The organism is Candidatus Omnitrophota bacterium (assembly GCA_040755155.1).
Taxonomy (GTDB): domain Bacteria; phylum Hinthialibacterota; class Hinthialibacteria; order Hinthialibacterales; family Hinthialibacteraceae; genus JBFMBP01.
This window is the reverse complement of the sequence record JBFMBP010000153.1, coordinates 121,846-134,827: the sequence shown is the minus strand read 5'-3', so window position 1 is coordinate 134,827 and position 12,982 is coordinate 121,846. Positions and strand designations below refer to the sequence as shown.

The window sequence follows — 12,982 nt, the reverse complement described above, 5'->3', positions numbered from 1 at the left end:
AAAAGCGAGGTAAAAAACGATGAAAAGAATGCTATTGGTATTGTCTCTCTCATTGTTGGCGGGATTAGGTTTCTATGGTTTGGCTCAAGTGGCTCCGGAGGAGCCGGCAGTCGCCGCGTCCGCTCAGGAAGCCGCGCCGGTAGTTCCGCCTTCGCCTGGGTATGCGGCCGCGCCTCAGCCCGCTCCCCAGCCGAAGCAGCAACGCGGCGGAGTTATGAATGGCATGGGGTATGGCATGGGCGGAATGATAGGCGCTCCAGCTGGAGGAATGGGGAAAGGCATGGGAGGTATGATGGGCGGTATGGGCATGGGGCTGCCAGGCGGTGGAATGGTTGGTTTTAGCGGCGGCATTCCCGGCCCTGATTTTCAACCGGATCCCGAATTTCTCAAAAAAACCAAAATCGCTATCGAAGTGATGAGCCGGATAATCGATTCCCGTCTCCAAGAGGCGTTGGGCGAAAGTTATAAGTCCAAAGGCTTCTTCTCCAAGGGTTGCCAGGGGTATTGGATTCCCGGTCTGGGCGTGTTGTTCACGCTGGGCGTCGATTTTCCTCTCCACCGCGAAAACGGCGAAAAGAAGGAAGAGGCGGAAGAAAGCCATGAAAAGGACGAATGGGATGAAATTCTCGATAAGATCGAAGTAAAAGAAGCCTCGCCTCAATCGAGCGACCGTTACGACGAAAACAAAGTCGAACGGTTGAAAACCAGGATATTGAACGTTCTGGCCAAATACGGCAAACGCTTCGAAGGCTTCAATCCCAACGAAACCATTACCGTCGTCATCGAAGGCGCAAGCCTGAACGGGCCGTTCGATCTAACGCGCATGTATAGAAATATAACTCCTCGGAGACAGGGCGGCGTTTATGGTAGTGGAGCGTATGGTGGATTTTCCACAGGCGGGGGATATGGCGCTAGGTTCCAGAGTTCCGGCGCAAAAGACAATGACGAAGTAGAACAATTGAAAAAAGAATTGGAAGATTTGAAATCGCTGCTCAAAGCCGATTCGGAATCCAAGAAAGCGAAATCGGAGGAAGATCGGCAACCGGAAGATGTCATAAAAAAGCAAGAGGAAGCGGGAAGAAGATTACTAATCGATACTCTGCAATTGGAATTGGCGAAAATTCGAAGTTCCATGGATGAATTGAAAGACCGTACTGATGAAGAATCCACCGCAAAAAGGAAAGAACTGGAAAAACAACAGAATAATATAGAAATCGAATTGAAAAAAATCGAAGTAGACAAATCCGAAAAAGAATTATCTAAAATCAAGGAAATGACGGAAAAAGGAATTCAACAAAAACGAGTAGATGTCATTGTCGAACCTATACCGGGCGAAAATAAGGTTGTCATTGAAAACAGGATTAAGAAATCGCAGGATGCGGTTAATGCTATGAAAGATCTTTACTCTTTCCAATACGATTTGACTCCCGGCGCACCGGATAATGGCCAGAGTACGGCGATGATTATTCGGATTTGTTTCAGCTGTATTCCCGAAGATGCGGAAGGCATGGAGGAGATTCAAGACGCCGTTTCTATCGTGACGTATTGAAATGATGAATGATGAAATTCTCAATTGAATAAAAAAGGGTGGGCTACGCTTCGCTTTGAGCCCACCCTACGGAAGTTGCGATCGGGGGAAAGAGGGAATCTTTCCTCCGATTTTTTTATGGAATATCCGCAATAAGTTTTAAGAAATTCTCTGCATCGACGAATCCGGTTATGCGCTTGTTCGCCATCAGATTGCCCTTCGAATCGTAAAAAACGATCAGGGGCAATCCAGCGATTTCGTATTTTTGTTTCAGAAGAACATCGTCTTCATTTTCATAGGTCATATCGGCTTTGATATTGACGAAACGGCGCAAGGCTTCGCCTACTTGGGGATTAGTATAGGTATAGGCATCGATCTCTTTGCAGGCTGTACACCACTCGGCGAAGAAGTCGATCATAACCGGTTTGCCTTGCGCTTTGGCGTCCGCCAGGCCTTGATTCAAATTCGTAATCCATGGCACTTGGCTCTTCAAGGCGGAGCGAGGGGCGGCGGCGGCGAAATAAATCGTCAGAACGCAAAGCAAAACTCCCGCGCTCTTTTTAAGCCGCGTTATCTTATTCGGCGAATGGAAGGAAAGATGGAATGCGCCTAAAACCGTCCCAACAACAAATAACGCTCCAACGGCGATATAAGCCATGGCCGTGGCCTCCCAAGGCGGACGCAGGAAAGGAAAAGCGTCTTTTAGAAAATAGAGCGCGAATGCGAAGAGCACGATTCCGAAGAAACTCTTGACGCCTTCCATCCATCGCCCCGATTTGGGCAGTTTGGAAATCAATCCGGAGAAAGTCCCTACGATCAAAAACAGAGAACCTAGGCCCAGCGCATAGACGAAGAGCAGAGAAAATCCCAGCGCGGCGTTTCCTTGCTTGGCGGCGAATAACAGCAGGGGAAACAACACTGGCCCCGTGCAGGGCGCGGCGATGACTCCCGCCGCCAGTCCCATGAGAAAGGCGCTGGGATAACCCCGGCCTCCCGCCCGGCTAAGCCGGTTTTGCAGCGCGGACGGCAGCTGCAATTCGAAGGCTCCCAGCATGGAGGCGCCCATCGCCATGAAGAACAGCGCGATGGGAACGACGGCCCAGGGATTGCTCATGAATTGGCCGAACAAAGCCCCGGTGCGCGCGGCGGCGAAGCCCAGCGACGAGTACATCGTTACGATGCCGAGAACGTAAACCGACGAGAGGGAAAAGGCTTTCCAACGGCTTTCGGCGTCCTTGGCGCCGAAGATGCTCACCGTAATCGGAATGAGCGGAAAGACGCACGGCGTCAAACTGGTTAAAAATCCTGCGAAAAAAAGGCTGAGCAAGGCCCAGAAGAAACCTTGGGAGAGTTGATTCTCGATGATGTTATTTCCCGAAGCGGGAGGCGGGGCGGGCGTTTGAACTTGCGCCGCCGCAGGAATAGCGGAATCCGTTCCTTTGACCACGGCGAGCGTCAATTCGATTTTTTTCGTTCGCGGAAAGTAGCAGATCGTGGGCGAACACCCTTGAAAATGCGCCGAGACGTTGAACTTCATCTCTCCCAAAGGCGCGTTGGCGGCGAGCTGGATGGGGACTTGAAAACGAACGGTTCCATGATAAACGGCTTTCATCGCTCCGTCGATAGGATCGATTTTCGTTTCCGGTTGCGGATAGACGGGAGCAAAAGCCGCCGAGCCTACGGGCGTCTCGGCGGCGATTTTCAACGAATCGTGGTAAATAATGTGATCGGGAGCTATAACGGCATCCAGATTGATCGTTATGGAGGAGCCTTGGGCCGCTTGCGCTTGGGAAAGAGAAGCGTTCCACGCGAATAGCTTGTCTTGTTCGGCGTTTTGGGCGTAAGCGCTGAATGGAATTATTGAGATGAAGAATAAGGTAAGAGCGAGAATATTATTTTTCATGCTGAATATTTTCCTGTTATTTAGGACAGTCTTCCGCCGAACGCAATGCGCTGGGCGGGCAATAATAATAAATATGATACCGGGCGATTCCAACTACGCAAAGTTTTTTGAGACCATTAGTATATTTCATTTGATATTGTCTCTTCGCTTTTTTAATGCTTAATGATGAATGATGGAAAATTAGAGATGTTTCAAGGGCAGAAACAACCTTGCCTTTGCCACCCCCCTTCGAATAAATAATGATGGGTCAAAAAACGCGACCCATCCTACTTTCTCTTCATTCAACATTGAAGGATAGGATGACCGGCGGAGGAGCTTCTGCGAAATGGGATTCGATTTCACGAAGGCGTTGCTCCAAGTCTTCGCGGTTGGGACGCTGGGCGAAACAAATGTGGATGGACGCTGTCATCGCCGACGGAATGCCGCATTCCGCCAGCGGCTGTTGCGGCTCCGTCTCCAATTCCCAATCGCAGCCAAGGAGGGGATGCTCTTTGTCGCGATGCTTTTCGACGAAATCCAGAAGCTGAGCGATAGGCAAATCCGGGATGGAAAGGGACGCGACGATATCCGCATCGCTTAGGTAATTGACGATTTGAGACAAGGCGTTTTGCGCCGATGGAAAAGAATCGCTGGACATTTCCGCCAGCCTCAATCTGGCTAACGGTATGCCCATATACGCCGCCAGATCGGTCCATCCATTAACAATGGAAATTTCCTCTTCTAACTTTTCGCCGGTTTGATTCAGAGTGATGGGAATAAAAAGAGAGACGAAGCGGCAGCGATTTTTTTCCGCTTTTTCCATCAACTCGTCCAGCAGATCGATGGGAGGATTGTCCGGCAAAAATCCGGAAAGTCCCGCCCGGTTCGCCGTCAGTTCCAGCAAGGTTTCCGCCGTTTCCGGGAAGAGCGATTTCCGCCATTCGGCGATGCGCCTGAAATCCAGAGCTTCCCTAGCGCCGCCAGGCGCGGGAAGGGAAAAGATGGGATTTAAAGAAAGATTCTTCACGCCGAATGCGCTTTCGAATTTAATCTTCGGACGATTCTCGATCCGGTTCCTCTTCGGAAGGGTATTCTTGAAGAATAGAAGCCAAAGATTCTCGAAAGTCAAACCCTTCGCCCATTTTGATCGCCTGCAAAGTATACCGCGCATCCGGCGGGAATCCCGCCAGGATCAACGCGCCGCCAGCGGAGATCAGAGTATTCCGCAATTTGACGAGAGGACCGAAGAGCGAAAAGTGGAAGCCGGAAATGCGGGTGAAATCCAATGCCATAAAGTAGGCGTTTTGGCTGGCGATGCCGGAGAACAACTCGTCTAAAAAGGGAGCGTCGATAGCGCCGCATTTCCCTTCGAACTCGACAACGTAATAATCTCCATGACGGTATTCTTTTGGAAAAATCATAATTTTCGAATATCCCACTCGTTCTCCAAATCGAAATTCGACAGAATGCCTTCCAGGGAGGCGCATTTCAGAGAAAGCGTATAATCCCGTTCGCTGAAAGGCTTGTTCATATAAAATTTCAACGGCAGTTTGATCGCCTCCTTTACCAATTTTTCCAAGATGGCGGGGCCGACGATGCACACCGGAGGCAAAGAAGGGATTTCATGCTTGACGATTTGGTTGAGCAAATAGACGTAATGATTGGTCTCGATGTCGATATCAAGAATAATAAAGACAGGATTCGTCTGAAGAATAGCGTTGACGATTTCCTCTTCTCTATGAACGATTCTTAGGGGAACGTTCATGCGTTCCAATGGCGCCGCCAAGCGGCGCGCCGCCGATGGGATTTTCCCAACGATTAAGGCGCAAGGAGCGGCTTCCTTGCAGGGAGTCTCTTTCGAGGAAGAAGGCGTTGGCTTGGCGGATTGGCTTTTTTCGCCAGAAGGTTGTAAGGATTGCTTGGATTTGAGGATTTCGATCGGATCGCGAGGCGCGATGGCGTAACGTTCTTGGGGATTCAGGCATCGTCCGGCCTCGAATTCGATGGTTTTGCCGATTTTTTCCGCGGTTTCCGCATGGCCGCTGTTGATGAACGTCAAATCGGCGCCCGATTTCGCGATGGTCAGAACCGCCGTGCGGAAAACGGTGATGGCCGCCGTAAACGCCTCCCGCACATCGCGGCAGGAGAGAATTATTTCCTTGCGTTTTTTGGCTTCCAGATTGACGATTTTTTGCAGCAAGGCGCTTGTTTCCAGGTTGATCTTGCCGGAAAGGGAGATAGCTCCTTTATCTGGGAAGAAGAACGTCGTAATGCAGGAATCGCCTCGGATCCAGCGCCGATATTCGGCGCCGGCGTTTTCTTCCTTGTCGAATTGAACTCCGATGCGGTGCGGTTCTTCCAGCCGGACGATCTTCCCTTTTCTCGCGAGCGGATGTTGGAAGATCGCCTCGGCATTCATTTTCGACGGATTAGGCAGGGCTTCCCCCTCGAAAGCAACCAAAATGCAAATGATTTGACCGATTTCGTGGATCTGGTCCGTTTCGACTAAAACTCCCGTAGCGCTTTCATTGATGATAAATCCGTGGAAAACCTCTTCTTGGTCCGCATGGCGCCATAGGCATGGTTCGTTGATTTTAGCGCGTTCTTCTCTCACCAGCGGTTTTAGCACGGGATATTCCTTTAAAAATCGGCGCGATTGAATGATTGGATGCCGGTTTTCCCCTTGGTAAGGATAATTTCATTTTTAAGAAATCGCAATAGGATGAGTATTCGCCCTTTTCCAGCTATTTTTTTATAGTGGCTAATTGAGTTTTACGGAAGGAAAAATGGGAAAAATCAGTTACAATATTCTATAGAAGACGGCGGCGCACTTTGGAAGGGAGGTGGAGGGAGTCATGTATAAATCCGTTCTATTAGCGGTTGATGCATCTCGTTACAGCGAAGTTTGCATGAGATACGCCCTGGAATATTCGAAATGGCTGGGAGCGCAGATTACGATTCTCAGCGTGGTGGATCGCAAGGAATTTGCGATCGTCTACCCGTATTATTATCCGACGGCCGATTTTCCGCCCGTGTTCGACGAATCGGTTTTCGAAAAGAACGAATTGCTTTCCAAACAATGGGAGCGCGCGGAAAACCTATTGAATCGCATTCAGGAAGAATGCCGCAAGGCGGGTCTAACCGCCCGTTGCGAAATCCGGGAAGGGATCGTAACGGACATGATTCTGGAAGAAGCCAAGTGCTGCGACCTTCTCTTTCTCGGCCAACGCGGCGCGGGAGCGGATTTCAGCACCGGCCTTTTGGGATCGAATCTGGAAAGCGTGATTCGCCGCTCGGATATCCCCGTTATCGTAACGCCGCATTCCTACCGCACGCTGCAACGGATATTGGTTTGCTTCGACGGCGGCGAATATTCCGTGAAGACGCTGCGTTCGGCGGCCCATCTCTACGCTTGTTGCCCCCATAACAGCATCAAGATGAAACTGCTGGTTGTGCATGAAGACGAAATCGAAGCGCGCCAGGTGGCGGACAAGGCCTTGAAATATCTGGACGCCTATCAGCTGCGCGATATTCTGGAAATCCGCCAAGGCGATCCGGCGGAACAGATTGTCGCCGCCGCCAAGGAGGATGATGTCGATTTAGTAGCGATGGGCGCTTACGGTCATGCCCGCGTCCGCGAACTCGTGTTGGGCAGCACCACGGAATGCGTCTTGCGCAACATCAACCGCGCCGTCCTCTTGCAGCATTAATCCTTATTCGTTTTCGCCGTTATTCGTTATCCGGCTTGTAAACTGTCCCTAAAGCCGCTATTTATATCTGTTTTAACGGAAAAATTTTTCGAATCGGCGCCCATGACTTTGGGCAGCTTGATTCGTTTTTATTTTATGATTGATCGCGAATATCAATCCGCCTTCCTAGCTGATAGCCGAAACCTGTCGCCGGATTGGAAATAGATGTTTTTATGAATCGAAAATACGCCTTTGGGCGACTATTCTTGCTGCTTGTCCTCGTTTGGAGCCGCTCTTTCGCATGGGGGGGCGAATTGGACGATCTTCGATCTCAAGGCGATGCCGCCCTCGTCTCCTCCGATTATGTAACCGCTTCTTATTTTTATCGGCGGATGCTCGATTCCCAAGAGTGGAAAAGCTACGCCGATAAAACGGGCGTTTTAAGCCAGCTGGGAATCATCGAGGAGTCGCAAGGCCGTTTCGAACAGGCGGCGGAGTATTACGCCAAAACGTTGGAAGGCGTTCCTCCCGATCCCCAGAATCCGGCGTTCCTGAAGGTGAATTACTATTCGCAACGCTATATTGGCTGCCTGGAGCGGGCGGGCTTTTATCGGCGCGCCGTTAAGGAATGCTGGAAACTGTTTCCCAAGGCGGATGAAGCCTACCAGGTTCATCTCCTGATGCGGATTATCGAAAACGACGCTTTTCTGACCTTGAGCCGGGAAGAGATCGATAATCTCTATGCCATCGCCATTCCCAAATACCGCGACGCTTTGGGGTGGAATTTGGCCGATTTGTTGCGCTTGCAAGGCGACCTTTCTCGCAGCTGCGGCTTGTATGAAACCCTTTGGCCGGTTTTTCCGGCACAAGCCCGGGCGCAGGCTGCGCCGATGGTGGAGGTTTATTCCGCCCAGAACAAATTGGACGATTTATTGCGGCGTTTGAGCGGATTATCCAAAACGGGCGGCGATCCTTATCCGTTTCTCTTATTGCTGACCGACCTCTTGCTCAAGGCCAATCGCGGGAAGGAAGCCTTGGAAGCGATCGAATCCACCCTGATGAATGGAGAAGCGAAAGATCCCCCAACGGTTGCCGCCGAGTACATTGGCCATGCGCCGATAGAACTTTTGGATCAATGGGTGGATCTCGTCCATCTTCAACGCAGCTCCGAAGAGGCGATCGCCATTCTGGCTCGAATCGTAAAATTCCTGCCGCTCGATTTCACTCGCCGCGAAAAGCTGAGCCATCTGTTATTCAATGCGGGGAAAAGAGAGGAAGCCGTCCAACTTTGGAAAGATTGGATGAATCTCCAGCCAGCCAATCCCTTGGCGGCTTTCAAAGCGGCGGAAAAAATCTTCGCTTTGGGGGATCAACAAACAGCGGCTGGAATATTGAACGAACGGAAAGACTCGACGCCTCCTCCTTTGGTCTCCCAAGAGGGAGAAACCGCTCTGCGGTTGGGGATGTACGATCGCGCCTTCGCCGTCTTCGACAAAGCGTCGCAAGCGAATGGATTCAATCCGGAGTCTCTCTCCTATGCTATTCTGCAATTCGCCGAAACTTGCGCCGATCTCAAGCCGCTAGTCGCCGCCTTAGTGCAATTGGCCACAGGGCGTCCCTATGCGGAAGTGAAAGAATGGGTGCGGCGGCCATTGCTGGAACTCGGCGCGCGACCGCCATTCCGCAAGGATATGGAGGACATCGCTCAGGCGGACGATACCGGTTTATGCCGCATTCAGTTAGCCCAATCCGCCCTGAAACAGGGGGATCGCGATGGAGCGGTTGTTCTTCTGCAGGCGGTGGCTTCAGAAAGCCTCTATCGAAACGCCGCCGACCGGGAATTGGCGGAAATTCTCAGCGGCGAATCCGGCCTGGACCATCAACGCGAAGCGGCGCAACTCATGAAGCCGTCCTTAGCGCCGGTTCTGGAAGCGACATCCGTCCTCCCTCTCGATTCTTTGATTGCGGACCGGCTATTGCGTTATGCGGCGGTTCAATTGAACGCTTTCCAGCCCGGCGAAGCTTTATCGGCGATTCGCAAAGTGGAACAATCTTCCTCCACAGTGAATCCGCCCTTGTCCCCGGAGGCGCTGGATCGGTTATTGTTTTTGCGCGCCAAGGCGTTGGTGGAATTCTCGTCCCTGGAACCGGCGATGCAATTATTGGAAAATATCCAATTTCAACCGCAGCGCTCCGAAGCTCGTTTTCTCCTGGCGCAAATCCATTTGGCTTTGAAAGATGTGGAAGCCGCCCGCTTGCTGCTCCAGGATATTGTGGACAATAGCGACGATTGGCGCTGGGCGAACGATGCGCTGAAAATCCTGGCGGCTATCGAGCCGTTGACGGGCGAATCACTCGATCTCTATAGCCTCTCGGCCATGTATCGGCTCCAAGGCCGTTTCGCCGACGCCGTTCCCGTCATGAGAGAATTGGCCGTCAAGGGATACGGAGAAGATATCGAAGAATGGGCGAGGTACGACATCGGCCGATTGAAGCGGGACGCCGGTGATCGCGCCGGAGCCAGCGAAGAATGGCGGCGCCTTCTTCTCGACGTAGACAATCCGGCAATTCGGGGAATGACGCAATTGGAATTATTGCAAATGTCCAGTCCCTCTGGCTTGCGCATGGAAGATGCGACAAAATACCGGCAACTTTTGTTGGATTTACCCGACACGATTTTTTCCGATCTTGCCCGATTGGAAATGCAAAGAATAAATACAGCGGAGAAACCATGAACGAAATGAACGCCTCAGTGGAAGCGCAAAAGGATCGGACGAGCGACGCCCCTGTCCGGGCGATACCCGAACGGAGTGGGGAGAGAGAAGAGAAGCGCACGATTCTCGGATTGCAGCTATGGGAAATCGTTTGCCTCGCGATTTCGGCGCTGCTCATCGCCTTGATCGCCATCCCCAATTATTTTGACGCTTTATTTATGTGGCGCGGCGTTGAGTGTTCGGCGCGCTTGACGCTCGCCGCCAATTGCCTGACCTACCTGGCGAATAAAAATCATACCAAGCCGGGCGAGAAAATCTGCGAGTTATTCGAATTGAACGAGATCATGGAGAAGTCTCAAGGCGGCGCCGTGATTCGCCTCGATAAATCCAATCCCCCCTATTTCAAACTGGGCGCGGAACCGGATTGCATCGATGTGGGCGACTATAAATACAGTCTGATTCTGGGACAGGACGGCAAGATCGTCATTCCCACCTGCTCTTTAGGGGAAGGTCCGGCGGGAGAAAAAAACCGCAAACGCAGTTTGCACATATGCGATGTTTCCAAAGTGGATGGAGTTCTCAACTTCGCGAAGTAATGGGTGGGTCAACACCGGAGGAGGTATTTTCAGTTAGTCAACGGCGCTAAATATTATTCAGGATTACTTAGAGATCAATAAATTCTTCAGTCGATATTCCCGCCAGACGAAGGATGTTTTTAAGAGTTCCAACCTCGATTTCTCTGTGCATGGGAACAATCACAACACGAACGCCGTCAGGCGTTTCTTTGATGAATTTGACATGGCTGCCGCGTTGAGACGCTTGGTGGAAGCCGAGGGACGGGAGTTTACGTTTAACGTCACGAAACGGAAGCGGTTTCAGCGGCGGCAAGGTCAACCTCGAAGGCGTGGATTTCCGGCATGGGATGAGCTTGAGGCGGTTCGAAGTAGAGTTCGACTGCTTCTTTAAGGTTGGCGAGCGCGGCTTCTTTCGTTGCGCCTTGGCTGACGATGTCCACTTCCAAGCATTGAGCAGAATAGCCGTTCCGATCGCGGTAAAGACTGGCATGGAATGTTTTCAGCATGGTTCATCTCCTGGAAGCATTATATCGCGATTCAGGAAGTGGGGGGAGAGGATTGTTTTTCTTTTGCTTCGTAGGATTTTAGAATTAGGATTGGTCGAACGAAGCGAATCCCGACGATATTGATTCGCCGAATTTTTCGCTTTATTCATCGTTTTTCCCGTTTGTTTTTCCGTTTCCGCGCCGCCCGCCGGAAGCATCCGTCGCCCGATTTCACCACGGCCAGTTCGTCCCAGCGCGTCGTGTAGGCGGGCGAGCGATGCCGCCGCCGCATTTGCCATTCTTGGGCGATGCCCGCCGCTCCGAATTTCACCGCTCCTCCTCCCAGCCGGGCGTTGATTTTATCCACGGTCCGCATCAGCCGCATTCCCCTCATGCGGCTTTCGTCGTCCTCGTCGAAGAAACTGGTCTGAATCACGTTGTCCGGAACCAGCCCGCTGAGCAAAACCGCCGTTTTTTTGTAACGGTAGCCGGGGCGGTACATCCTCTCCAGCGCCGCCAGCGCGTACGCAATCATCTCCGGCGTGATGTTGCTCGGCGCGGGGAAGGGGATATAGGCCGAGTTGTAGTACTGCGGTTCGTTTTTAAAGGGATTGGTCATCAGGTACACCCCCACGCCGCCCGCCAGCGATCCTTGCCGCCGCAGCTTTTCCGCCGCGCGGCTGACGTACTCCGCCGTGGCTTCCTTCAGTTCCGCCAGCGACTCCACCGGCCTCCCGAACGAGCGCGAGCAGACGATCTCTTTCTTCGGCGAGGGGCAGAGATCCAACGGCAGGCAGGGAATCCCCCGCAGTTCGTACACCAGCCGCACGCCGACAATGCCCATCGCCATTTCCTTTTGAATCCAGCGCTCGTCGGCGTCGCGCAGCGCCAACGCCGTTTCCACGCCGCGCTGGCGCAGCCGGAAAGCGTAGCGATGTCCGATGCCCCACACGTCTTCCACGGCGACCGACGCCAGCGTCTCCTCGCGGGAGGGCGCCGCTCGCAGGTCGAATACGCCGTCCGGGCGCTGTTTTTTGGCGATGCGGTTGGCGATCTTGGCCAGCGTCTTCGTCTCGGCGACGCCGATGGAGACGGGGATGCCCGTCCATTGCTTCACCACCCGCCGGATGCGCCGCGCATAGTCCGCCGCGTCCCCGGCGGGGATTCCCGTCAAGTTGAGAAAGGCCTCGTCGATGGAGTAGATTTCCAAATCCGGCGTGAACTGAGCCAGCGCGCTCATCACCCGCTGCGACATATCGCCGTACAGCGCATAGTTGGAGGAAAAGAATTGTCCTCCCGCCCGTTCCAAGAGCGCCCGCGCTTTGAAGAACGGCTCGCCCATCGCGATTCCCAACGCCTTCGCCTCGTTGGAACGCGCTACCACGCAGCCGTCGTTGTTGGAAAGCACCGCTACCGGCTTTCCCTCCAGATGGGGCCGGAACACCCGCTCGCAGGAGGCGTAAAAGTTATTGCAGTCCGCCAGCGCGATGGCCGGAGGCCGCTTCGCTTCAGACCGCATGGATGGCATGGGTAACTACTCCCCACACGGCGCATTCCGTCTCCTCGCCGATCTCGATGGGGGGATAGGCGTCGTTGTCCGGCGTCAGCGCCAGTTTGCCTTCCAGACGCCGCAGCCGCTTCACCACCATCTCTCCCTCCACCGCCGCCACCACCACCATCCCCGCCGCCGCCTCCAGCGAGCGGTCCACCACCAGGATGTCGCCGTGGTGGATGCCCGCGCCGGTCATGGAATCTCCCGACACCCGCACGAAAAAGGTCGCCGCCGGGTTGTGAATCAGGTATTCGTTCAAGTCCAGTTGCTTTTCCACGTAATCGTCGGCGGGCGAGGGAAATCCCGCCGCCGCGCTCGGCCCCGCCAACGGCGCCGCCCTCGGCTCGAATAAAGAATCGTTATCCAGCGTCCAAAATTCGTTTTTCATGATGACTCCACCTCGCGCGCATCCTTCCTGCAGTAAGAATTATAGCGCGTACTAAACAAATGTTCAATATGAGAGTGAAGGAAATTCCCGCCCGGCTGGTTTCGGCTGATTTTAGTATTTTTATGTTATATTTTAGATTGTTATTATGTACGTTATCTATTTTTGTGAT

12 protein-coding genes are annotated in these 12,982 nt (G+C 52.8%); 4 read left to right on the top strand and 8 right to left on the bottom strand.

The genetic code is table 11. From position 1 onward, the window contains the following. Positions 1-19 precede the first annotated feature (19 nt). Positions 20-1,549, top strand: a complete 1,530-nt coding sequence (locus AB1656_24260) for a hypothetical protein (protein ID MEW6238512.1) — start codon at positions 20-22, stop codon at positions 1,547-1,549. A 115-nt stretch (positions 1,550-1,664) separates the two neighbouring features. Here AB1656_24260 and dsbD read toward each other — a convergent pair whose 3' ends face one another. The 4 genes from dsbD to AB1656_24240 form a co-directional block, all read right to left on the bottom strand. Further along, complete coding sequence (gene dsbD, locus AB1656_24255; protein MEW6238511.1) at positions 1,665-3,431, bottom strand: protein-disulfide reductase DsbD; 1,767 nt, start codon at positions 3,429-3,431, stop codon at positions 1,665-1,667. A 277-nt stretch (positions 3,432-3,708) separates the two neighbouring features. Next, entirely contained in the window at positions 3,709-4,437 is a 729-nt protein-coding gene (locus AB1656_24250; GenBank protein ID MEW6238510.1) for a hypothetical protein, read from the bottom strand. Between the two features lie 19 nt (positions 4,438-4,456). Beyond that, positions 4,457-4,831 carry a hypothetical protein gene (locus AB1656_24245; protein MEW6238509.1) on the bottom strand — a complete coding sequence of 125 codons (375 nt, stop codon included), beginning with the start codon at positions 4,829-4,831 and terminating at the stop codon, positions 4,457-4,459. Further along, entirely contained in the window at positions 4,828-6,039 is a 1,212-nt protein-coding gene (locus AB1656_24240) for a PilZ domain-containing protein (GenBank protein ID MEW6238508.1), read from the bottom strand. Before AB1656_24240 ends, AB1656_24245 begins: the two co-directional genes overlap by 4 nt. 226 nt (positions 6,040-6,265) lie before the next feature. Here AB1656_24240 and AB1656_24235 point away from each other — a divergent pair, with 226 nt between their 5' ends. The 3 genes from AB1656_24235 (at position 6,266) to AB1656_24225 (ending at position 10,409) form a co-directional block, all read left to right on the top strand. Then, the gene (locus AB1656_24235; GenBank protein ID MEW6238507.1) at positions 6,266-7,120 is read left to right on the top strand and encodes a universal stress protein; all 855 of its coding nucleotides are present in this window, start codon (positions 6,266-6,268) and stop codon (positions 7,118-7,120) included. Between the two features lie 212 nt (positions 7,121-7,332). Then, positions 7,333-9,834 carry a tetratricopeptide repeat protein gene (locus AB1656_24230; GenBank protein ID MEW6238506.1) on the top strand — a complete coding sequence of 834 codons (2,502 nt, stop codon included), beginning with the start codon at positions 7,333-7,335 and terminating at the stop codon, positions 9,832-9,834. Next, positions 9,831-10,409, top strand: coding sequence for a hypothetical protein (locus AB1656_24225; protein MEW6238505.1), 579 nt, complete (start codon positions 9,831-9,833; stop codon positions 10,407-10,409). Before AB1656_24230 ends, AB1656_24225 begins: the two co-directional genes overlap by 4 nt. A gap of 67 nt (positions 10,410-10,476) precedes the next feature. Here AB1656_24225 and AB1656_24220 read toward each other — a convergent pair whose 3' ends face one another. The 4 genes from AB1656_24220 to umuD all read right to left on the bottom strand — a co-directional run bounded on the left by AB1656_24220 (position 10,477) and on the right by umuD (position 12,813). Then, a complete protein-coding gene (locus tag AB1656_24220) occupies positions 10,477-10,701 on the bottom strand; it encodes a type II toxin-antitoxin system HicA family toxin (GenBank protein ID MEW6238504.1) in 225 nt (74 codons plus the stop codon). Beyond that, positions 10,670-10,894: a type II toxin-antitoxin system HicB family antitoxin gene (locus AB1656_24215; protein ID MEW6238503.1), complete on the bottom strand. Its 225-nt coding sequence runs from the start codon at positions 10,892-10,894 to the stop codon at positions 10,670-10,672. The genes AB1656_24220 and AB1656_24215 overlap by 32 nt, the downstream gene beginning before the upstream one ends. 145 nt (positions 10,895-11,039) lie before the next feature. Next, positions 11,040-12,401: a Y-family DNA polymerase gene (locus AB1656_24210; protein ID MEW6238502.1), complete on the bottom strand. Its 1,362-nt coding sequence runs from the start codon at positions 12,399-12,401 to the stop codon at positions 11,040-11,042. Further along, positions 12,382-12,813 (bottom strand): translesion error-prone DNA polymerase V autoproteolytic subunit, encoded by a 432-nt coding sequence (umuD, locus tag AB1656_24205; protein ID MEW6238501.1) that lies wholly within the window; start codon positions 12,811-12,813, stop codon positions 12,382-12,384. The genes AB1656_24210 and umuD overlap by 20 nt, the downstream gene beginning before the upstream one ends. Positions 12,814-12,982: the final 169 nt, after the last annotated feature.

Coding starts and splice junctions, on each gene's coding strand:
- AB1656_24260 (MEW6238512.1), top strand. CDS start 20: ATGAAAAGAATGCTATTGGTATTGTCTCTCTCATTGTTGGCGGGATTA.
- dsbD (MEW6238511.1), bottom strand. CDS start 3,431: ATGAAAAATAATATTCTCGCTCTTACCTTATTCTTCATCTCAATAATT.
- AB1656_24245 (MEW6238509.1), bottom strand. CDS start 4,831: ATGATTTTTCCAAAAGAATACCGTCATGGAGATTATTACGTTGTCGAG.
- AB1656_24235 (MEW6238507.1), top strand. CDS start 6,266: ATGTATAAATCCGTTCTATTAGCGGTTGATGCATCTCGTTACAGCGAA.
- AB1656_24230 (MEW6238506.1), top strand. CDS start 7,333: ATGAATCGAAAATACGCCTTTGGGCGACTATTCTTGCTGCTTGTCCTC.
- AB1656_24225 (MEW6238505.1), top strand. CDS start 9,831: ATGAACGAAATGAACGCCTCAGTGGAAGCGCAAAAGGATCGGACGAGC.
- AB1656_24215 (MEW6238503.1), bottom strand. CDS start 10,894: ATGCTGAAAACATTCCATGCCAGTCTTTACCGCGATCGGAACGGCTAT.
- AB1656_24210 (MEW6238502.1), bottom strand. CDS start 12,401: ATGCCATCCATGCGGTCTGAAGCGAAGCGGCCTCCGGCCATCGCGCTG.
- umuD (MEW6238501.1), bottom strand. CDS start 12,813: ATGAAAAACGAATTTTGGACGCTGGATAACGATTCTTTATTCGAGCCG.